The 22,802-nt window shown below is 44.0% G+C and carries 18 protein-coding genes; 2 read left to right on the plus strand and 16 right to left on the minus strand.

Annotated features, from left to right (window positions below; genetic code table 11):
- Positions 1-23: 23 nt before the first annotated feature.
- The 16 genes from DUT71_RS14170 to DUT71_RS14245 form a co-directional block, all read right to left on the minus strand.
- Positions 24-4,106: a YDG domain-containing protein gene (locus tag DUT71_RS14170; protein ID WP_162796052.1), complete on the minus strand. Its 4,083-nt coding sequence runs from the start codon at positions 4,104-4,106 to the stop codon at positions 24-26.
- A 434-nt stretch (positions 4,107-4,540) separates the two neighbouring features.
- Entirely contained in the window at positions 4,541-5,215 is a 675-nt protein-coding gene (locus DUT71_RS14175) for a hypothetical protein (RefSeq protein WP_113663200.1), read from the minus strand.
- A gap of 14 nt (positions 5,216-5,229) precedes the next feature.
- Positions 5,230-5,697, minus strand: a complete 468-nt coding sequence (locus tag DUT71_RS14180) for a CYTH domain-containing protein (RefSeq protein WP_113663201.1) — start codon at positions 5,695-5,697, stop codon at positions 5,230-5,232.
- A 71-nt stretch (positions 5,698-5,768) separates the two neighbouring features.
- A complete protein-coding gene (locus tag DUT71_RS14185) occupies positions 5,769-6,317 on the minus strand; it encodes a hypothetical protein (RefSeq protein WP_113663202.1) in 549 nt (182 codons plus the stop codon).
- A gap of 43 nt (positions 6,318-6,360) precedes the next feature.
- Positions 6,361-6,630, minus strand: coding sequence for a hypothetical protein (locus tag DUT71_RS14190; RefSeq protein ID WP_205313949.1), 270 nt, complete (start codon positions 6,628-6,630; stop codon positions 6,361-6,363).
- 396 nt (positions 6,631-7,026) lie between these two features.
- Positions 7,027-7,476, minus strand: a complete 450-nt coding sequence (locus DUT71_RS14195; protein ID WP_113663204.1) for a DinB family protein — start codon at positions 7,474-7,476, stop codon at positions 7,027-7,029.
- Between the two features lie 56 nt (positions 7,477-7,532).
- On the minus strand, positions 7,533-8,009 hold the full coding sequence (locus DUT71_RS14200) for a DUF1572 domain-containing protein (RefSeq protein ID WP_113663205.1): 477 nt from the start codon (positions 8,007-8,009) through the stop codon (positions 7,533-7,535).
- Positions 8,010-8,012: 3 nt separating this feature from the next.
- Entirely contained in the window at positions 8,013-8,813 is an 801-nt protein-coding gene (locus tag DUT71_RS14205) for an alpha/beta fold hydrolase (RefSeq protein WP_113663248.1), read from the minus strand.
- A gap of 182 nt (positions 8,814-8,995) precedes the next feature.
- Complete coding sequence (locus DUT71_RS14210; protein WP_240186938.1) at positions 8,996-10,399, minus strand: MFS transporter; 1,404 nt, start codon at positions 10,397-10,399, stop codon at positions 8,996-8,998.
- Between the two features lie 333 nt (positions 10,400-10,732).
- Complete coding sequence (locus DUT71_RS14215; protein ID WP_113663206.1) at positions 10,733-11,104, minus strand: YdeI/OmpD-associated family protein; 372 nt, start codon at positions 11,102-11,104, stop codon at positions 10,733-10,735.
- A 164-nt stretch (positions 11,105-11,268) separates the two neighbouring features.
- Positions 11,269-11,634 carry a hypothetical protein gene (locus DUT71_RS14220; RefSeq protein WP_113663207.1) on the minus strand — a complete coding sequence of 122 codons (366 nt, stop codon included), beginning with the start codon at positions 11,632-11,634 and terminating at the stop codon, positions 11,269-11,271.
- Between the two features lie 168 nt (positions 11,635-11,802).
- On the minus strand, positions 11,803-12,015 hold the full coding sequence (locus DUT71_RS14225; protein ID WP_162796053.1) for a hypothetical protein: 213 nt from the start codon (positions 12,013-12,015) through the stop codon (positions 11,803-11,805).
- 179 nt (positions 12,016-12,194) lie between these two features.
- Positions 12,195-12,506, minus strand: coding sequence for a hypothetical protein (locus tag DUT71_RS14230; RefSeq protein WP_162796054.1), 312 nt, complete (start codon positions 12,504-12,506; stop codon positions 12,195-12,197).
- A 23-nt stretch (positions 12,507-12,529) separates the two neighbouring features.
- A complete protein-coding gene (locus DUT71_RS14235) occupies positions 12,530-12,982 on the minus strand; it encodes a ferritin-like domain-containing protein (protein ID WP_113663210.1) in 453 nt (150 codons plus the stop codon).
- Between the two features lie 33 nt (positions 12,983-13,015).
- A complete protein-coding gene (locus tag DUT71_RS14240; protein ID WP_113663211.1) occupies positions 13,016-13,216 on the minus strand; it encodes a hypothetical protein in 201 nt (66 codons plus the stop codon).
- Positions 13,217-13,409: 193 nt separating this feature from the next.
- On the minus strand, positions 13,410-14,705 hold the full coding sequence (locus DUT71_RS14245) for a sensor histidine kinase (RefSeq protein WP_162796055.1): 1,296 nt from the start codon (positions 14,703-14,705) through the stop codon (positions 13,410-13,412).
- A gap of 374 nt (positions 14,706-15,079) precedes the next feature.
- Here DUT71_RS14245 and DUT71_RS14250 point away from each other — a divergent pair, with 374 nt between their 5' ends.
- Positions 15,080-15,697, plus strand: coding sequence for a response regulator transcription factor (locus DUT71_RS14250; protein WP_113663213.1), 618 nt, complete (start codon positions 15,080-15,082; stop codon positions 15,695-15,697).
- 248 nt (positions 15,698-15,945) lie between these two features.
- The coding region (locus tag DUT71_RS14255; protein WP_113663214.1) for a beta strand repeat-containing protein at positions 15,946-22,802 on the plus strand (6,857 nt) is incomplete at its 3' end.

The following is a 22,802-nucleotide window of genomic DNA, read 5'->3' on the forward strand; positions in this document are numbered from 1 at the left end:
TTTTACATCGTGATACGATTAAACTATTGGTCTGATCTCACTATGGTGATAAATCCCTTTTTACTAGCGATGGCCTGATTTTCGAAACGGAAAATGTAATAGTAGGTACCGTGTTGCAAGGCTGCGCCTTTGAAGGTACCATCCCAATCATTTTTATAGTTTCTTGCTTCATAAACCACTCGGCCAGCCCTGTCTACAATAATAAGGCTGTGGTTAGGATAGGCATCGATATTATGCACTACCCAAGTATCATTTTTTCCATCGCCGTTAGGGGTAATAAAATTCTCTGCCTGCAGAGCCATAAAATCATCTTTTACTTCGATGGTAAACATGGCCGTAGATACACAGCCGCTGGCACTGGTTGCCGTTACGGTGTAAGTGGTGGTTTGCAGCGGACGTACAGTTAGGCTTGCAGAGTTTTGGCCGCTCACAATGCCGGCAGCGTTGCTCCAAACGTAGTTCACACCATTATTGCTGGTAGCACTAAGCACGGCAGTTTCGCCCTTGCTTAGGCTTGCTCCCTTGCTACTGCTAATGGCAATTACCGGCAAAGGATTAATGGTTAAGGTAAAGGTACGGACAAATGTATCTACACCTCCGTTTGCGGTTCCGCCGTTATCTTTTACCGTTACGGTAATGGTACTTGTACCGCTTTGCCCAGGTGCTATGCGGTAACGTAACTGGCTATTCACTACAGTAATGCTGCTCAACAGTCCACTGGTGCCACTTAGGGCTGTTACGGTGGTAGTTTGTGTTGTTTCTGGACCAGCCGTAATGCCCGTTAAAGGTATGCTTTGCTCCGCAGTAGTATAGCAAATGGCCTGATTGCTTATTGCAGAAAGTGTTGGGGCTTCGTTCACGTCATTTAACTGCACGGTAAAAACCCGGTCCAAACTAAAACCAAACTGGGTAGTACTTCTTACTCTTACACTATAACTTTGCTTGGTCTCATAATCTAAACTCAATGCGGTCAATAAACGATCTCCGCTAATACTAAAACTAGCATTATCCGTATCGCCACTACCACTTACCAAACTGTAGGTAAAGGTAGCCGTTGGGCTATCAGAGGTACTACTTAAGGTTCCTGCCTGGGTTCCAGCAGCCCTATTTTCATAAAGCGTGGTGGCCGCCAAACTAATGCTGGTGGGCGCTCCTGGTTTTACCGTTAAAATCCCGTTCTGGTAAGTAATGGTATAATTTTGAGCCACTGCACCGCTCACGGTTATCGGATAATCACCCTGTGTACTGGTTAATGTTGCAGTGGTGGTAATGCTTGGCTGGGTGCTAAGCACCGTATTGTTTTCGCCACTCACAAATCCACTATAGCTAATGGTAAGTAGCGGGTTAACGGTACCCTCAAATTTCTCCTTGTTGTCGGCAATAATCGTTAATGCCTTTCTGGTAATATTAGCACTGGTGCTGGCCGTAGTATTGATGGTATAATTGGCTGCATCCGTTCCGCTGATATTAATTCCGGTTACTGCTACCGCCTTTCCATTGCCTACGTTTTTATTATCAAAAGTAGCTGCGCTGTAGCTTGAGGTCAATACATCGCCGGCAATGCGGTCATCGCTCAGGTTTACCGTTGCCGTAATAGTAGCATCATATACTTTATTGATGCCTACAGCGCTTACCAACAATGCTTTTGCGGTAATATTTGCCGTAGTATTGGCTGTGGTGTTAACGCTGTAGTTGCCTGCGTTTGTTCCGCTAATGCTGATACCCGTTACGGAAACTGCTTTTGCCGTACCCACTTGCTTATTGTTGAAAGCTGCAGCGCTGTAAGTTGCAGTGAGTACATCTCCCGCTACCCTATTATCTGTTAAGTTTACCGTTGCTGTGTTGTTGCCATCATATACTTTATTAATTCCTGTTGCACTCACCAATAGAGCTTTTGCAGTGATATTGGCGCTTGTATTGGCAGTGGTGTTTACGCTATAGTTGGCTGCATCTGCTCCGCTGATACTGATCCCTGTTACCGAAACTGCTTTTGCCGTACCTACATCCTTATTATTGAAGGTGGCATTGCTGTAAGTTGCGGTCAATACATCTCCTGCTACTCTATCATCGCTCAGGTTCACCGTTGCCGTGGTGTTACCATCATATACTTTATGGTTGCCTGTGGCACTTACCAATAAAGCTTTTGTAGTAATATTTGCGGTTGCATTAGCGGTAGCGCTTACGCTATAATTGTTTGCATCCGCTCCGCTGATACTGATACCCGTTATCGAAACTGCTTTTGCTGTACCTACGTGCTTACTGTCAAAGCTTGCAGCACCGTAGCTAACTGTCAATACATCACCAACTATCCTGTCATCTGTTAAGTTAACCGTTGCCACCGCCGTTGCGTCGTATACTTTATTGATACCAGTGGCGGTTACTGTCAAAACTTTAGGAGTAATGTTAGCCGAGGCATTTGCCACCGATACCAAGTTGTAGTTGCCTGCCGCATCTCCCGAAAGAGCCATACCACTAGCGGTAACGTTTTTAGCATTACCTACATTTTCGTCATCAAAAGAGGCTGTTCCTCCTGTTAAACTTAATTTTCCATTATCAACCGCTAAAGGAGTTACTGTTGCTGAAAAAATTACCGCAGTATTATTTCCATCGTAAATTTTATTTGAGGCGATAAACGTGCCGTTGATATCTCTTTTAGAGATGGTTAGCTGGGCATTTGGCCCGGCCTGTATGCTATAGTTTGCAGCACTTAAGCCACTTACATCAACTGCTATTGGATAAGCACCTACTTGCGTAGCAGTTTGCGAAGTTCCGGTATAAGCGATATTTCCGCTAATTGCCGCGGCCGCTTCATCTTCTCCGAGCACAAATCCGCTATAGGTAATTCCATAACCACCACCGTAAACCTGTCCGTCGTAAGTTTTTTGCTGGCTGGCCGGCGTAGCTGTTAAAATTGCCTTGCCAACAGTAAACGTCTCTTCTTTATTTAATGGCAGGTAAATGGCGTTTCCAGGATGTGTCGCTGTAATTTTTGCCGATCCAGCAGCAATAATGGAAACTGTTCTGCCTGTCACCGTGGCAACGCTAGGATTGTTTGACGTGTATGAAATTGGAAATCCAGCGCTGGAATTTTCAGGCAAATCAAAATCAGCATCGCCATATTTCTTGTTGTTAAGTATACTTAAGTCTACATCTTGTACGGCAAAAACTTCTAACGAATAAGCTTTTGACGTAGAGCAGCCGCTGTTATCTGCTACCTGAACAGTAAAATTGAAGCTACCAGATACTGTAGGTGTACCCGATATTACCCCCGACTGAGATAAGGTTAGCCCAGCAGGCAGGCTGCCTGCTACGATGCTGTATTTTGGCGCACCCAAAGCCCCAGTTTGATTAAAACTTGTACTATAAGCACTGTTATAGGTGGCATTGGGTAAAGCTGCTAAAGAAGGGCTTATCGTAAGCGTTGGACACACATAAGGCGTGTATACCACATTATCTATACCTATATAATCAGAATTGGTACCTAAGGAACCACCGCCGGTAACGAAATAGCGAAAAGCCATGCGACCCGATGTGGGTGCCGACAGCCCGGAGATGGTAATCGTGTATTGGGTCCAAGTTTGCGGATACACTCCACCTACCAAAGTTGGATTAACGCTTAGCAAAAGCGTGGTAAAATCTCCAACGCTTGCAGCAGCAGCTCCCACATTGGTACTCGCTCCGTTGGAACTGAGCCTTACTTCCAATCGATCAGGATAATCTGTCATGCCTGGTCCAATAGTTGGCTTTCGGGTGTAAAATGTAAATACATCTCCGTTGCGTAGCGTACGGTTGGGCATGATTAACCAATTGCTAATGGTACCCGTAGATCCCACGCTGTTAAAATTGACCGCAATGTAGGCGTTATTGGCACCATTATAAGCGTTAAATGGCCCTGGAGTTGGAGTGGAGTTGGTTGCCGTGCCCTGAAACCACGAAAGAGAACCCAGAGGCGCACTGTTGTTCTGGATTACCCATCCGCTGCCAGCTAAAGTGCTGATGTCATTAAAATCTTCAGTAAAAGACTGGGCCTTGGCGCTAATGAACGATGCTAACGTTAAAAACGCTAATAAACACCACCTCAGTTGAATTTGTAGATTTTTTACCATAGTAAAATAGTTATTTATAATCAATGTATTGCCTACGCCCACAGGGCATTTAGACTTTTATGTTCGGCACCAAATGCCCGAAGCCATTAGGCCTCGTTGCTACACAAATTTTTAAACAACAGATTAACTGACCGATTTACGTGATGCGGGTTGTCAAATAGGCCTTATCAATTTTGCTGGCACTTGTTATAAAAGTCGGGAAACCGTTTACTTTAAAACGGTTAAGAGTATAAGAGACTTGAGCGCTGCAAATAGAGTTAGGTGATCTATTTAGCTAATAGTTAATTTAGTTTTAATTTGTTTGGTTACACAAACTTAAAAAAATATTCCTAAAACAAATAAATAAAATGTAATAAAAATAAATTTTAGACGTTGATTGCCCAACAGCCATAAAACATGGCTGTAATCCTTACTTTTGATACAACTTACCAATATTAGTGCGTTAAGGCAGCTTCTCTGGTCAATTCAGCTTTCTCCAAACCAAATTCATCAGAAAACCAATCTGTAAGTACTTTCTCTATCTCCTTTTGATTAAATGTATTAGGGTTTCGTCTTGATTTTAGATAGTTTTCTCTTGTTATTTTTTCGGCAACCTGCCCAACTGTTTGCAGGTTAAGTTCATTAGCAATTTTTTCTGCAAACCAAAATCCCGCTATTGAAAACACAATTCCCGAAAGTCCTATTTTCCAGTTAAAAAATAGCGCAATAAAAGCTCCTATCGACAAAAACAAAAGTGACCATATTACCCAATCTGGTGGAGACAAAATATTCAATTTAAAGCCTAAGGCGTCTTCCAATTTCCTAACCTTTAAACGTCTGCTTTGTGCTGGCAAAATATCCGTAAGTAAAAAGTCTGCCGAGATTTTTTTATGGTCGATTTGCAGTGTCGATGAAATGGCTTCACGGAGTTTATAAAATGCTTGTTGAGAGGTGCAATCGTTGGTGCTATTCAGCTGGATTTTATTGACAATATGGTCGCAAAGCTCTCCGAAGGTATTGACGTGGGTTAACTCCCCGCTAACAAATCTAATACCGAAAGACTGCTCAACTTTTACAAGTAGTTCCTCAATATCTTCGGGGTCAACGTTTTTAAGTGCATAGTCTGTCATAGCGTTACTTTAGTTTACCAAGTTTTAAAAGGTTTGATAGTCAAATTGGAATTAGCGTACCTAAGGTCGTCGGTTACATTTTCACCTACCCAATTTGGTATTGGATACTTTTCGTCTTCATTGGTTAGCTCTATTTCTGCAACAATCAATCCTTCGTTCAAGCCTTTAAACTCGTCAACTTCCCAAGTGTAGCCTTGATGAGTTACAAGATGCCTGGTCTTTTCAATTAGATTTGAACAAAATTTATTGATTAATTCATTTGCATCCGCAATAGGTATTTCATACTCAAATTCAAGCCTGCTGGCGCCAACGGCTTTACCTTTTATAGTGATAAATCCAGACATGTCTTTTGTCCTCACACGAATGGTTTTCTCGGGATCGGTTTGTAAATATGCTTGTCTAATTTCAACGCTCCTGCTTGGGGTTACGTGTTTCCAAATATCTGGAATTACTAAATACTTGTATTCTATTTCGGTTGCCATAAACTGTTAATTAAGCCCAAACTTGACCTTGCTTTCAAAGTTACAAATAAGCTAATTAAGTTGTAACCGTTTTAACTCTGCTGGTTTTCAAATGCCTGTTTGGCTTTCTCGTAACTTCTATATTTATCCTGATGGAGCCAGCCAATTCTTGCCCCTTGACTAATCAGTTCATGATAGGCTCTATTGCGATGAAACTCAGGCCTAAATTCAAACTCCTCATCGTAATAGCAAGTGGCATCATTCACCACTTTTCCATCTACCACGGTTAAAAACAACTCGTGTGTGGCTACATCCGCAAAGTCTTCGTAATAAATGAGCATAAACCTATCTGGGCTTATGCTCTTGATGCGCGAAGCAAGAGCTGAAAAATCGTAGGGAAAGGGCCCTTCATTGTCCTCATCTTCGTAGGTGCTATACACAACGGCAGCAGTATCCAAGGCAGTAACCACCTCTGTGGCATTAGCCACATGAGCAATAAAAATGCTAACAGCGCCCCACCAATCATTGTACAGCTTTGGATCAAGGGGGATTACAAATGCCCTGTGCTCTCTAAAGTGTACGATCTCACTAGGGACGTTTACGTGATCTAAAACAATTAAAGCACAGATATTTTGAGCCATATTTCACTTTATTAATCCAATACAGGATTTACTTATTCGGCATTTAGTTAATGGTATCATTTAAGTATTCACTACTCCGTTTAACCACCAGCAGATCAAAAACGCCCAACAAAATGATCCAAACCGAAAAAAGCACCGTTATTGGAACGCTAATGACGTTTGCAAAAAAAGGCAAAACGAAGATAATGATACCCAGTAAAACAGAAATAGTGCCGTTGGCATACTTTAAGGGTTTTAAATAGTTTCCGGTTAGCGACATAACGGTATCAATGGCCAGTAAAACGGCATAGGCCAGGCCTATAAAATTTGCCAACTTCTCGGTTGTGGTTAAATCGAGTATACCTAAATTATCTATAGCGCTTATAAACCCGGCAACCGAAAATATACCTTTTGTTATAATCCATAAGTAGTATGTTGATTGGTAAAACGGCTTCATTGCTTATTTTTAAAGGATTATGATTTGTTTTATGGAGTTGTTTTGAGGCATTTAGTGGATTAAGCTTGATTGTTAGGCGCTGTTTTTACCGCTACAACCTTATTTTGAGCAGGCTTTTGTTCGGATATTATCCGATAGAGCTTTTTAAGCTTTTTTTAAAAACCATAAAGTTTCCATTAAGCGGTTGAACTGGGCAGGATATTTCATAAAATTTTAGGTTCGTTTATTGTTTAAGGTATAGGCACTAAAGTGATGCGCCTGATTGAGTCGTTATCATGATTGCCCAACCAATCTCCTATGATAATTGATTTGCCCCAAGTGATAATTCAAATGTGTACTCAAATGCACCAAGAAGTATTGGGTGGAAGTTTTTTCCTGCAACACCAATAACGGATATTCCTGTTGCATAGCCTCGTCGCTTACGTTTTGCAGGGCGTTTTTAATGATCGCTATGGTGTCGTTCAATTTGGCAATCAATTCTTCTCTGGGTACATCCTTCAATGAAAATTCCATTTCACGGTTCCTCACATAACCCGTTTTGCCCATTTCCTTACCAATGTAAGTGTTTAAATTACCAATGAGGTGTAACGCTAAGTTCCCTGCCGAATTGGCAATGCCCTTTTCGATACGCCATAAATCAGTTTCGTTAGTATAAAGTTCCAATTCGTTGATCACTCTTTTTAAATCTCTTTCGAAAAGAGCGGTTAAAGTATTTGCAAGCATATATTTTATTTTTTTAGGGGTCGTATTTAATCATCTAACTATAATCGGTAGAGTTTCTACTTAATTCCTTCCAACAACAATTTCTTGATCAGCACAATTTGCCCCAAGTGGTAATAACTGTGCTCAATCATGGCCTGGATATTACGATTGTAAGTACTGTATTTTTCATCTACAAAAACATCGCTCAGTTGAGCTTTGGGCATCTTATCTACCCAAGCGGCAAACTCCTGGGCATCGTACCAAAAGGCGGATAGAAACGCTTCCCACTCCAACTGCGAAGTAATGGGCGGGAAATCGAAACTATATTGGTCCTTGATATCCAAAGTGCCACCTTTAAACACCTGGTTAATGCCGTGGATATAATAATGCACATGCTGTGCCAAGGCCGCAATGGTGTTCAAATTGCCCACTTGTGCCGTAGCCGTTTGCCAATCCAAATGATCCAATTGGTGCTTATAATTGGTATTGGCAATCCAAGTGCCGTTAAGGATCACTTCGGCAAATCTTTTCGCTATTTCTTTGGTACTTTCCATGGTTTACTTTTTATTTAAGAACTTCTCTATCATGGGCACCACAAATTCACTGTCCTTGGTTTCGGGGGTTAAGGTAGTCACCTCACCAATGTAGCCGCCGTGCCCACCAGGAATAATGGCCAGTTCCGAATGTGCAATCAGCCGATGCAATTGTAAGGCATGTTCGGGGGTAATCACGTCCTTATCTCCAATGATAATCAGTGTGGGCACTTTAATGGCGGTAATTTTTTCATCTTCAATATCCTTAAAAACCACCATCCGTTGCGCATCCTTATCATGCATAGCCTGCAAGCCTTGTTGATTAGGGTTGACTTTCAAATAAGCTTCTTTTAATTGGGGCGGCATATTATCCAGCGACGCCTGTTTCATGAAATCCCAAAACTGGGGCGGCACTCCGCTGCGCTTGGCCAAAGCCGAAGCCAAAATAATTTTACGGACCAATTGTGGATGCCTGATCGCGATTTGCATGGTGGTAGTGCCACCGTTGCTAAACCCCAAGAAATCAGCCTTGGCGATGTTCAAGTGCTTCAGCAATGCGGCCACGTCATCGGCATCCTGCTCAAAAGTAACGCCAGTAGCTCGATCGCTGGTACGGCCATGTGCCTGCAGTTCTACGGCAATAATCTTTCTGTTTTTGGCAAAGCGTGGGATGACCCGCTCAAAATTAGACTGAATGGTAGAGCCACCGCCATGAATGAGCACCAGGGGCTGCCCCTGGCCATAAATCTCATAGTATAAATTAATGCCGTTTACGGCTGCATGTCCGCTGCTAAAGGCAAGGTTATCGTGGGGGATATTGTTCATATCTGAAGGTTTTGAAGATTGGTTTTGACGACAGGCAGCCAAACAAAACACGAAGCCCGCTACAAGCATCAAACACTGCTTTAAGCTCCCCCTTCGCTTGTTCATGCGGTTTACCATATCTATTAAGCTCAATTTAGCACCAAGATAAAAGGACCATTTGACAATCGCAAACACCTGGTAAATTAAGCTGTGGAGCGCATGTTCTCGCCGTCCTTAAAATGCAATCTCCTGAATACCAGCCCAGATAAGATGGTGAGTGCGCCGATAACCAAAAAGGTGTATCTGAAGGCATTATGGATTTCGTTATGGATCAGCTTGGCATCGCCCTGAAAAACCTTCAGTACAATTAGCCCGAAAGCCACCCCAAAACCAATGGCCAGTTGCTGGTTAACCGAAACCAGGGAATTACCGCTACTGGTATGATACTGCCTTAAATCGGCAATAGAAATAGAATTCATGGCCGTAAATTGGATGGAGTTGAAAAAGCCCAGCATGGCGATAATGGGCACATACCAATAAATGGAGGTTTGGATGACCGGAATAGCCATGCAGCAGATCAACAGCCCAATTAAAAAGGTGTTCAACATCAGGGTATTTCGGTAGCCAAAGGTTTCGAGGATTTTAATGACCGCCGATTTACCAAACATGGCGGTTACGGCCATTGGGGCAATGATCCAGCCTGAAGTAACGGCCGATTGTCCATAGGCAATTTGGATCATCATAGGCAACAACAAAGGTACTGAACTAATTCCCAAACGGGTAGCCAGGTTTCCTACAATACCCACCCTAAAGGTACGTACCTTAAATAAATTGAGCGGAAAAATGGGATTATTGTCCCTACTGGCATGCCGATAATAGAAATACAGCATCAAAAAGCCCAATAACAGTACGGTAAGCACAGGCGTAACATGAATGGTATTGCCAAACAGCTCCAGGGCAATGGAAAGCAAGAGGGAAGCTGCTGCAAAGATGAGAAATCCCTTTAGGTCGAAATCTATAATGGCCGACCGATAATCGGGCATAAACTTAAGGCTTAACAAGATACCTACAGCCCCAATGGGGATGTTGATGAGAAAAATCCAGTGCCACGAGAGGTAATCGACCATGTACCCGCCAACCAAAGGGCCCAACACAGGCCCGATCAGTGCCGGAATAATAGCAAAGTTCATGGCTTTGAGCAGCTCATTTTTGGGGAAAGTTTTAATGAGAGCCAGTTTTCCCACAGGTGTCATTAAACTACCGCCCACCCCTTGGATCATCCGGGAAATTACCAGTTCGGTAAGGCTACCTGAAAGAGAGCAGAACAAGGAGCCTACACTAAACAAGATCAGGGCAAAGATGAAGATTCTTTTGGTGCCAAACTTATCAGCCAAGAAACCACTTACGGGCATAAATACCGCCAAAGTAAGTACATAGCTGATGATGGCATTTTGCATGTTCAGCGGTGATTCGTTTAAGTCTTTGGCAATGGTGGGCAAGGAAGTATTAAGGATAGTCGAATCCAGCATCTGCATAAAAATAGAGGTTGCCAAAATAACTGGCAGTAACTTCTTGGTTGTGCTAGTATGTACGACGGTTTCTTCCAAATTTGCTGCAATATTGTATAGGTAAAGCTACGATTTATAGCACATTTTTAACGCCGTTTTTTGTCATTTGTTTACACAAATACATCAATTCGTGGTTTCATCAGGGGATTCCCTTGCTACTTTCGCCATCCCGTACTCCAGCGCTGTGCTCTGCTCCTTATCATCCTGAGCGCAGCGAAGGTTCTCCACCAACACGAATTAAGATTCTTCGCTGCGCTCAGCCTGACAGGAAATTTAATGTTATCCGGCTTCGATAGTATATTGCTACGCTTGGCTTCCATTGCTACCAAGAACAATTTAGCTATACAAAGACATGATCAAACTTTTCATCAGCTAACATTCCCAGCTACCACGCTTTTTGGCCAAATCAATCATCAATTGACCTTGGGGCATCATCAAGCCCTTATTGATCATAAGCTGTGCCCTTTCCCTGTTGATCAAACTCCAACTACTCCTCCTAGGATTCCGTGGGCCAAAAGTAAGGTAATAGCTCTGGTGGTCTCTTTTTTTGCAGAGGCTGTCTATCCAACCAAAACAAAGCGCTTCTTCGGTAGCATCATTAAGGTTAATGCTTTGCACTTGGCTCTTTTTGGTGTACAAAATAAGCCAAACTGATTTCTCTTCGTTACAGTTCTGGGCCAGCCACTGTCGCCATTCGTTTCTGCTAGGAGCATAAACTGCCAATTTTCCGTCTTTAGTTTCCATGATTTAGGTTTTGATGAAACTAAATTAGAGACGCCCAGTGACAGCCCTATGGCAGTGCTAATTTTTTCCTGAAAAAAGAAGAAAAATCAGATCATCGTTAGGAGCTACATCGTATCAAAAAATTTTAATGAAATTGCCTCCTTGTTATTTATGCAGTATAAAAGCTACAATATCGAAGCGTCATCCGATCGCCTGCCCTTTAAAGCTTCTTCCTCGGCTTCCCTACGTTCTTCGGCACTCAAACCCTGTTTTCTGGTCCATCCCGTTTGTTCTTTAAATTCACCTTCCTGGTCTATCTGAGGTTGCATATTACTTTCTTCCTCATTCAGCACCCTTGATTCCGCATCTTCGCTAATCTCATTTTTAGGATACTGCGTTTCATGATAAAGATTATCCTCATTTGGAGCCTCATATTCCCGATTGCCGCCAGCCGAGGTAGGCATGTCCTGATTGGTGTGAGCCTTATTCCGTTCTTGATTTTTTGGAGATGAACCTTGTTCTTCCCCATTTGGTTGTTTTTGATTTTCCATATGGTTTAATTTTAAATTGCCCTAATGGTGCACTCGTTCATTAGCGCTTTGGGTAGTGTCCTGATCAGTTCCGTTCAAGATTTGTCGTCCTGAGCGCAGCGAAGGTTCTGCTGTAGCAAACCTTCATTACGTATATCCTGAATGCAGGTAAAACTATCCCACTTACTGCTATTTGTTATTATTCATCGAGTCCATTCTAATATTATCCGTTCCCAAAGCCGGCGTATCGGTGTTGGCCGATCCAATTTTATTGGTATCCAACGTGGCGGTATCCGCTATAATCGAGTCCTGACCAGGCTGAAGCTCAACCGTGGTGCTATTGCCGCAAGCCAGCGCCAGTAAAGCTATCATGGCCATCACTAATGCAACTCCCTTTTTCATTTGCTTTAATTTTATGCGAGAGCAGAGAATATCACTCACTTGTTTCAAAGTAAAAAAACCACTCCACATGGAGTGGTTTTCACACACAAACACCTATAATATAACCTATTATTACTGACAAGAAATCCACAAGAGATGATCATAGGTCAAATGCTATCCCTATCACCTAACGACATGGCCTATTCACTGGACCATTCATCTTTCCAAGCGGGACTTGCCACACCTTGCACATCTATCTTAGTCGCATTTCTGCGTTTTGCCATGGGTCCCTTCAGTTTTTGGGCATTAGCCAAATCACGTTCCCAATTACCGCTTCGCTTATTTATATGCTGTTTTGTATCAGCCAACACATGGTTAATCCAGCGTCCAAAAGCTTTGCGGGTTTTCGGCATAGCGCAAATTATGGCCACTCCGGCCAAAGCAACTGCGCCTGTGGCCATTAGTGCGATATTGCTATGGGATTTTGTTCTTAAAAATTGACTGCCAATCATATCATTATGTTTTACAGATTAATCTATACTTTAGCCATATCTCTTAACGCTTTTACTGTATCATGCGCCTTCTGAATAGATCTTGATTGATCGGTAACTTTTTCCAAAGCCTCTCCGGTCAGTCCGCCATCGGCGATAGCTGTATGATAGGCTTTTTTAATCGCATCTTCACCTCTTTCAGCTTCTGACAAAATGCTTTCCCGATCACTTCCCCCAAACAGGGCCTTTACATCTATCCAAGCACGGTGTAAAGTTCCGGCTACGCTGTTACCCGTTTCAGGCTCTCCGGCCCTTGCCGCTACAATAGCAGTAAGTTCCTGACTAAACCTACGGCTTTGTGCTGCATACTCCTGAAAAAGTTCTTTTAAATCCAAATTTTGATCATCAATATCTGATAATACTTTTTCAAATCCTGCTATTCTATCATTGTTGAGCTCTATCAGCTCATTCAAAACTGTATTTGATGATGTTGCCATAATGTTATTTTTTTAAATAAAATGAAATACTATTTACAGTAACCCGTAAAGTCCGTTTTTGGGATAAAAAAATGTAGGTTTAGTATGCAAAAGCTGCTCTTTTTTCAACGATGGAGCTTTTGCGCAATGCTCCAAGGCCAGCAGATCTAATGAGGTCGTTGATACGGCACGCATTGCAGCGCTTGATAAATCAACTTGTTCTTTCTCGCAGCTTTCCGTTTTGTAAACCAGCATGTTCTTGTCCTGTTTTTAAACTGGGAAAAGAACAAGATTTAAGTTCCCATCACTTTCATTCTCGTCCTTTTCCCGAAACAGAACAAGCGCAAATGCCTTTAGTTTAACCGACTTTCAAATCAGGTATTTTGCGAGTGAAATACTTATCCAAAACAAGTTTTTTTGATGCACCCAGTAGATGCCGGCAATTGTGCTATGCCAAAGGGATGTACAAACTAAAGGTTGAGCCCATTCCTACGGCACTTTCAAAATCTAGTTTAATAGATTGGATATCGGCCAGTTCCTTGCATAAAGCCAAGCCCAAACCTACACCTTTTTCGTGGTTGGTACCATAGGTAGGTTTAATATTAAGCGCAAAAATATCCGCTTGTTCGGCAGGCTTGATACCTTTGCCCGAATCACTTACCTGTAATAAGCAAATTCCGTTTACCAAGCCTGCAGTAATGTGGATATGGCCTCCCGCATCAGTAAATTTGATGGCGTTATTGATCAGATTGCCCACCATCAGTTGCAGCAGCTCGGCATTAGCCTTAATAAACAGATTGGCTTTAAGGTCGATGGCAAAAGTAATTTCCTTTAATCCTGCCGTTTGTTTAGCATCAAACAAAACCTCCTTCAAACAGTTATCCAGCGCTATAGCACTAAGTGGATATTGCTTACCTTCCATCTGTTTGGTGGTCCACCACAATAAGTTATTCAGTAAATGTTGGGCCTCTTCGGTATTTCTTACCAGTTCCTTTTCCAAATGCGTTCGGTTAGCCTGGTCCAATTCTGTTTTGCGAAGGATATACAGATAGCCCTGTATATTTCGCAGCGGCGTACTAAAATCATGAGAAATGATCGAAATCAGTTTGCTTTTTTCTTCACTTAACCGCTTAATGGCCGTTTCATTTTGCTCAGCTATGCCTTTTTCGATGGCATAGTTATTAATGATATAGGTTAAACAGGCAAAGATGAGTACAATATTAATGACATAAGTAGAGGTGATATCAATGAACTGATTGCTCCGGCTACTATAGCGCAAATGCACCACCTCTGGATGGTAGTACTCATAAACCACCAAGCCTATCACCAAGGCCAGGTTTCCTAGGGTCCAGTACCAGTAATGTTTTTTTTGGGCAATGGCAATAATCAAAAAATAGGTAATGGTAAACGAATGCAGAGTAGCCCCCTGTATGCCCGAAGAGAAATAAAAATCGATCGCAAAAAAGATATTGATGACAACCGCATAAATGATCATGCTTAAATGCAATTTGCGTCTAAACCTCGAAAGGTAGTAGAAAAAAAGTTGCAACAGCAACAATACGATCGAAAGCAAGGTCATTTTATACAAACCAATGGCCAAACTAAACGGAATGTTGTAAAAGATCACCAAAACGGTGGCTACACATATAGAATGGTAAATTCTGTTTTGCAGTGGAAATTCATTTGGATTACCCTTGAGGTGTTCCCACAGCTTAACAATGCTGCTTATAAAGCTTGAGATCATTAATGATGGTATTGGTAGGTTTAAACAAAAAGCCTTTATTTCAGCAAAACTGCCATCTCCTAAAGAAATCATTCAAATTTCAATAAGATAGTATATGGGTGGCAAGATTGGCTTCATCACCAAAACAATACCGTTAAAAATATACCCGCTAATTTTAAACAGTTTTTAAAATGCAGTGCAAAAATAAAGCATTATTACATATTACACAGCTATAGACCGTAATAGTTGCTTAGATAGTCCAAAATTTCTGCAAAAAAAACATACGGTCAGGGCATTTCATCTACAGATCAGCAATTTTACATTGCTAGTATTCTATTATTGTTTAAACTTTGTTATTTTGACCCCTACTTGCCCTTCCTTTATGATGCCTTGATATGAGTGAAAAAGAAAAACTGACTATTCTAATTGCCGATGACCACGCCATTGTACGGTTTGGACTGGCTTTATTGTTAAGGGAAATGAACCCCGCGACAAAGTGTATCGAAGCTATTTCTTACGAACAGGTAAGAGCAATGTTGGCAACGCAGCATATTGATTTGCTCATCTTGGACATTCATATGCCCGGGGGCGACAATATTAGGTCAGTAGAAGATTTTAAGATAGATTTCCCTGAGCTAAAGATCTTAATTTTCTCGTCCTATCCTGAAAAAATTTATGCAGACCGATACCTAAAGGCAGGAGCTGATGGTTACCTGCATAAAGATACCTCGGAAGAGGGCATGAAAAACGCCATTAGATTAGCATTGAAGAACGAACGCAGTTGGACAACCGAAGATCACAAACACACGGCCCCATACATTGCCCATCATCTCGATGTATTATCAGATCGGGAACTTGACGTGGCCAGGCTCTTGGCCGAGGGTTGGGGCAATCTGGAAATCGCTAATTCGCTCAAACTGCAGATGTCTACGGTAAGCACCTATAAAAAAAGGATATTCGACAAGCTGAACGTGAACAACATCCCTGAACTTATCCAAAAATTCAGTTCTTAGCCAATTTTGTAGTTTTAATTCTACAAAAAAGCAGTCGGCTACGCCTTTGCTTTGTGCTACTTTTGTGAAAGTATCATCTGATAATCAAAATAGCGCATCAATATGGTAAAACTCTACGCTTTTCCTTGCATTTTTACTAAAAAACCCGTTTGAACGACAACTTCTGAGAGTCTTTTCCGGATGTTCATCCGCCAAAGGCGAAAATCTATCGTTCAACTTTTTTACTAAATCTATTTACCCTCAATTATATGCTGAGAAATCTTCTGAAGGTTATTTTAAACCTATGCTTCTTATTTATCTCTTCTGCGGCAATCGCGCAACTACCGTTTAGCATGTGTTCGCCCACGGGCGGTGCCAGAGCCGATCTTTTGGGTGCCCAAGCTGCCTACAGAGCAGGCGGTAATACAGGCTCGGTATCCTTTACCATTCCAGTGGGAACGGCTACTATTATGGTGTACACCAGTTCGCATGACTCGAGGTTGGTTTGGGGTACGGCTACTACCCTACAACAACAAACAGATGAGGACTACATTACCATTAATGCTATTCTCAACCTCAAAACCAAACAGTCGTCGGGGTTTCTGAATTACGCCAGGCACACGGACAACAGTGGTTCCGGAACCAACCTGTACGGTTGGCGGAATGTGGCCTTCAGTGCTGGCAATGTAAGTGCTCATTCGTTGCCAGGACACGACAAAAATACCAGCATATTGAACGATGTCAGTTTCTCGGTAAGTGGTAATACGCTAACTATCCAAGAAACCAATACAGATATCTATACGTCCTATTACGTAGAATTCGTTTCGGCAGATGTGAGCTCGTTAAACTCGAACGGCTTTAACTCAAAGGCGCTTTTGAAAAACAACAATACCATCAGCATGCCAATTCCGGCTAATACCAACATCATCTTTGTTTCCGGAAAAGGCACCAACGGGGTTTCCGACAATGCTTCCGATGGTGGTACCGAAGAAGGTTTCTCTAACATGCGCTTTGCCATTGATGTGAACAAGAATTTATTGGATGGATTTGTGACCGTAGTGAACGGAAATGCCAATACCAACGGTGGAAGAGAAAGGAGATCTACCTATGTTATTAACGACCACAACATCACAAGCAACAGTAGCTTATTATCCTCTGGTGCCGTAACGGGCGATTATACCGGAAAAATTACTACTGCCGGAGGTGGCATTGGAGTATATAACCCTAAAATATACATCTCGGGAAACAACCTGATCATTGAAAGAGATGCGGGTTATGGTGCCGATTTTGATGATGCCTATACTTTTGAATTTTACACCCGTGTAAACCAACCTACCAGTGCCGAGTTTATTGACAACGAAACGCGTTTCATAGCACCAACCAGTACTACTCCCAAGAACATTACCGTAAAAATTCCGGCTGGGTCCAGGTTTATCTACTTTAACCAAACCGGTAATGCCATCAACTCTACCAATACCAACAACGAAAACTCCATGGCGGGTTATGCGGTAATTGATTTAGAAGCTAAAAAAGCTAATGGGTTTTACTACCAGCAGGTTGGTTTTAACAACCAAGCCACAAGGAGAGACGATAATTTCGCTTTTAAAGATTTGCCGCTTACCGGTGCCAGTGCCAGATCATTAGCACTTGCTTCAAGCAACGGGATTTTTAATTCAAGCAGTCCCTATTATGATTTTAATTTTACTCTTTCGGCAGATAAAAGTGAAATTACCATCAGCAACACAATGGCTTTAGTTCATGACCAGTACCAGTTGTTGCTTTCCTTGGATTTTTTTGGTTCACGCCCTGATTTGGCTTTCAATGCCTCGCACATCTCCTTCACTAAGGGAGCTCACTGTAAAGAGGTTGAGGCACATGTTAGGATTTCTAACCCTGGCTCGGGGGAAAGCCCAGGTTCCATTCCGGTTTCCTTTTACGATGGCGATCCTACGGTAAACCCTAATGCCAAACGCTTGCTTACCGATGTGATTACTTTTAACCAATCTATCCCTAGTTTGCAGGAAAAAGATTTCATATTTAAGATTGACCTAAGCAATTACCAAAACCTCAACATTCCCATTACCATGGTATTAAATGATGATGGGAGCTTTGCACCAACCTTAAACCAGGCCATAGGTACTCCCTTTGCACTGGAAAATTTAAGAAATCAATCAGATAAACGCATTGAGTGCTACTACGACAATAATAAGTTCTCTGCAAATATCAACGTAAACAACTGTCCAACGGTAAACCTCGATCCTGATAAGAGCTCGGGCGCAAGCACCAACAACTATTTAGATTACTTTACGGCCGGCAGTGCAGGTACCCGTATTGCCGATACGGACATGATCATTGTAGATCCTGAAAACAGCAACCTACAATCGGCCACCATTACCCTCACCAACCGACCTGATGGAAATGCGGCAGAAAGCTTGTTTGTAGATGGTACGCTCCCTGCTGGCTTAACCGCCAACTACGATGCCGCTACCGGCCAGCTAGTGATTTTAGGCAATGCCACGCAGGCAGATTACATTGCAGCCATTAAAATGGTGAAATATAAAAGCACCAATCCTTCGCCAAATTTGGCTGATCGTATCATCAACACTGTGTTAAATGACGGCATAGAATCAGGCCCTGCATCAATCACCACCATTAAAATATTAACCAATCCACGCATTAACGTTACTGGCAACACCATTACCATTGCCGATGGTACCACCACAACCAATACTGCCGATGGTACCAACTATGGCAATATTGCCGGTGGCAGTGGTTTGGTAAATAAAACCTTTGTAATACAAAACATCGGTACCGGTATCATCCAATTAACCGGAGTGGGCAACAAGGTGGTTATTGCCGGCCATCCTGGTTTTAGCGTAACTACACAACCTGGCTCAATTTCTTTAACCAGCACTGCCACTACAAATTTTGTGGTATCTTTTGACAGTAATACCTATCCAAACAAAGGCACCTATAATGCAAGCATCAGCATTTTAAATGATGATCCTTTTACAGATAGAAAGAATTATACTTTTGAGGTTCAGATCAGCATCAACAACATCCCTACGGTGCAAGATTTTGCTAAATCAGGGCCCGAAGATCAAACCATCAACTTTACCGCTGCTGATTTTACCAGTCATTTTACTGATGCCGACAGCCCGGGAGACAACCTTACCGAAATTGAGATTATTGACCTGCCACTAAATGGATCCCTGAAACTGAACGGCGTAGCAATACTTCCAGGGCAAAAAATCCCATTGGCACAATTGGGCAACATTACCTTTACCCCATCTGCCAACTGGAATGGCAATACTTCGTTCAATTGGAAAGCTACAGACGGTATGGCCTACGCTGCAACCAGCGCCAAGGTAAACATTACCATTACTCCGGTAAATGACCCTCCAACAGTAGCCACCATTACCAAAACAGGATCTAAAAATGTAACTGTACCATTTACCGCACTAGATTTCACCGCTAAATTTACCGATATTGATGGTGACGCCATGACCAAGATCAAAATTGAAACGCTGCCAATAGCCAGCGAAGGGGTTTTGATGTACAATGGCACGCCGGTAGCAGTAGGTCAAGAAATAGACATAGCCAACATCTCACAACTTTCTTTTGTACCTGCTACCAACTGGAGCGGTAGCACTAGCTTTAATTGGAATGGTTTTGATGGCGCCTTATATGCAAACAGTCCAGCGGCTGTGAATATTACCCTTAGTGACACCAATGGCATCCCAACACTGGCCAACATTACCAAAACAGGGCCGCAAAACGTAACGGTACCTTTTAACGCTTCAAACTTCACAGATAGATTTTTTGACATCGACGGAAGCTTAACCAAAATCCAGGTACTTAGTTTGCCTGCCAATGGAACCTTACTGTTAGATGGTTTGCCTGTTACAGCTAACCAGGAAATCAATTATGCTGATTTGGGAAAGATCACCTTCGTACCCGATCATAACTGGACTGGAAGTACTTCTTTTAGCTGGAATGGTTATGATGGACAAGCTTATGCAGCTTCTTCCGCCAATGTCAATATCACCATTACCCCTAACAACCCTCCAGTAGTTAGCAACATCCATAAATCAGGTCCCGAAGATCAGACCATTAGTTTCACGGTGGCCGATTTTACCAGTAAATTTTCTGATATCGATGGTAACAGCCTAACGCGTATCTATATTACAACCTTACCTAGCAATGGGAAACTATTTTTAAATGGTATAGAAATAACAGGACCAACTGATTTTGCTACCGCTGATGCAAGTCTGTTAACTTTTGTACCTAATGCCAATTGGAACGGAGTAACCAGTTTCAAATGGAATGGTCATGATGGGACCTCGACAGCCACTACTGCCGCCGATGTTAACATTACCATCACCCCGGTAAATGATGGGCCAATTTTCAGTCAAACTACTTATACCGATGCTACTTGCGAGGTCACCGCTAAAACGGGATCAATCACTGCCGCCACTGACGTTGACGGAGATGTTTTAACCTACACTCAGGGTACAGCGCCAAGCAAAGGCAGCGTAATCATTAATGCTGCTACTGGTGCCTACACTTATACGCCTTCTTTAGGACAAACGGGCTCGGATAGCTTTACCATTGTAGCTAACGATGGCAATGGTGGAACCGCTACTGCTACAGTAAACTTCACCATTACCGCTGCCCCGTCCGCAGGAACCCTTTCGGGAACGCAGGCCATCTGTGTTGTCGGTACCACCACCTTTAGCTCTACCGTAACTGGCGGCGCTTGGTCGACAAGTGATGCCTCCATCGCCACCGTAAACGCCACCACCGGGGTGGTTACCGGCGTAGCGGCGGGAACGGCCACCATCACCTATACCGTGGCCGGTTCGGGCGGATGTGCGGACGCCACCGCAACAAGGACCGTGAACGTGACCACACCTCCTTCGGCGGGAACCCTTTCGGGAACGCAGGCCATCTGTGTTGCTGGCACCACCACCTTTAGCTCTACCGTAACGGGTGGCACTTGGTCGACAAGTGATGCCTCCATCGCCACCGTAAACGCCACCACCGGGGTGGTTACCGGCGTAGCGGCGGGAACGGCCACCATCACCTATACCGTGGCCGGCTCGGGCGGATGTGCGAACGCCACCGCAACAAGGACCGTGAACGTGACCACACCTCCTTCGGCGGGAACCCTTTCGGGAACGCAGGCCATCTGTGTTGCCGGCACCACCACCTTTAGCTCTACCGTAACGGGCGGCGCTTGGTCGACAAGTGATGCCTCCATCGCCACCGTAAACGCCACCACCGGGGTGGTTACCGGCGTAGCGGCGGGAACGGCCACCATCACCTATACCGTGGCCGGCTCGGGCGGATGTGCGGACGCCACCGCAACAAGGACCGTGAACGTGACCACGCCTCCTTCGGCGGGAACCCTTTCGGGAACGCAGGCCATCTGTGTTGCTGGCACCACCACCTTTAGCTCTACCGTAACGGGTGGCACTTGGTCGACAAGTGATGCCTCCATCGCCACCGTAAACGCCACCACCGGGGTGGTTACCGGCGTAGCGGCGGGAACGGCCACCATCACCTATACCGTGGCCGGTTCGGGCGGATGTGCGGACGCCACCGCAACAAGGACCGTGAACGTGACCACGCCTCCTTCGGCGGGAACCCTTTCGGGAACGCAGGCCATCTGCGTTGCCGGCACCACCACCTTTAGCTCTACCGTAACCGGCGGCGCTTGGTCGACAAGTGATGCCTCCATCGCCACCGTAAACGCCACCACCGGGGTGGTTACCGGCGTAGCGGCGGGAACGGCCACCATCACCTATACCGTGGCCGGTTCGGGCGGATGTGCGGACGCCACCGCAACAAGGACCGTGAACGTGACCACACCTCCTTCGGCGGGAACATTAGCTGGAGTACAAATTACCCCAGTTGGAAGTACTACTACCTTCACGTCTACCGTAACAGGTGGTACTTGGTCTACCAACGATGCCAACATTGCCACAGTGAATACAACCACCGGGGTTATTACTGGAGTTTCGGCAGGAACTACTACGATTAACTATACTGTAACTGGTTCAGGGGGTTGTGCCAATGCCATCGTTTCCAGAACGATTACCGTTTATACAGCTGCGATAAATCTTACCAAAAAAGCAAATAACGCGGCATTGGTAACTAAAGCCGGTGATGTAATCAATTACAGTATTGAAGTAGAAAACACCGGCACTTCAACCTTAACAAATATTATTGTAACAGATGCAGGTGCAGATCCAGGAAGTATCAATCCAACTAGCATTGCTACTTTAGCGGCAGGAGCTAAAACCACGGTAACTGCTCAACATACACTTACACAAACTGAAGTAGATGCTGGAAGCTTTAGTAATCAAGCGAGCGCTAAAGGAAAAGATCCTTTAGGAAATGATGTTGAAGACGAAAAATCTGATGATCCATCTACTTCGACGCCAAATGATCCTACAATAGTAACCATTACATCTGCTCCCAAGATCACCCTGGTGAAATCCGGTGTGCTGAGCAGCGACGGGAATACCATCAGCTATAGCTTCCTGATCACCAATACCGGTAACGTAACGCTCAACAACATTGTGCTTACCGATACCAAACTGGGCCTTAACCGAACCCTGACGGGAATCAGCCTCGCTCCTGGGGCCAACCGTACCGAGACGGCAACCTACACCCTGACGCAGGCCGACAAGGATGCGGGCAAGGTAACCAACTCGGCCGATGTAAACGCCAAGGACCCATCGGCGGCCAACGTAACCGACAAATCGGGCACAACCGGGACAAACGATACCCCAACGGAAACTGCCGTGCCGGCAAATCCCAAGATCACCCTGGTGAAATCCGGTGTGCTGAGCAGCGATGGGAATACCATCAGCTATAGCTTCCTGATCACCAATACCGGTAACGTAACGCTCAACAACATTGTGCTTACCGATACCAAACTGGGCCTTAACCGAACCCTGACGGGAATCAGCCTCGCTCCTGGGGCCAACCGTACCGAGACGGCAACCTACACCCTGACGCAGGCCGACAAGGATGCGGGCAAGGTAACCAACTCGGCCGATGTAAACGCCAAGGACCCATCGGCGGCCAACGTAACCGACAAATCGGGCACAACCGG

This window comes from Pedobacter nanyangensis (genome assembly GCF_003313505.1).
GTDB classification, from domain to species: domain Bacteria; phylum Bacteroidota; class Bacteroidia; order Sphingobacteriales; family Sphingobacteriaceae; genus Pedobacter; species Pedobacter nanyangensis.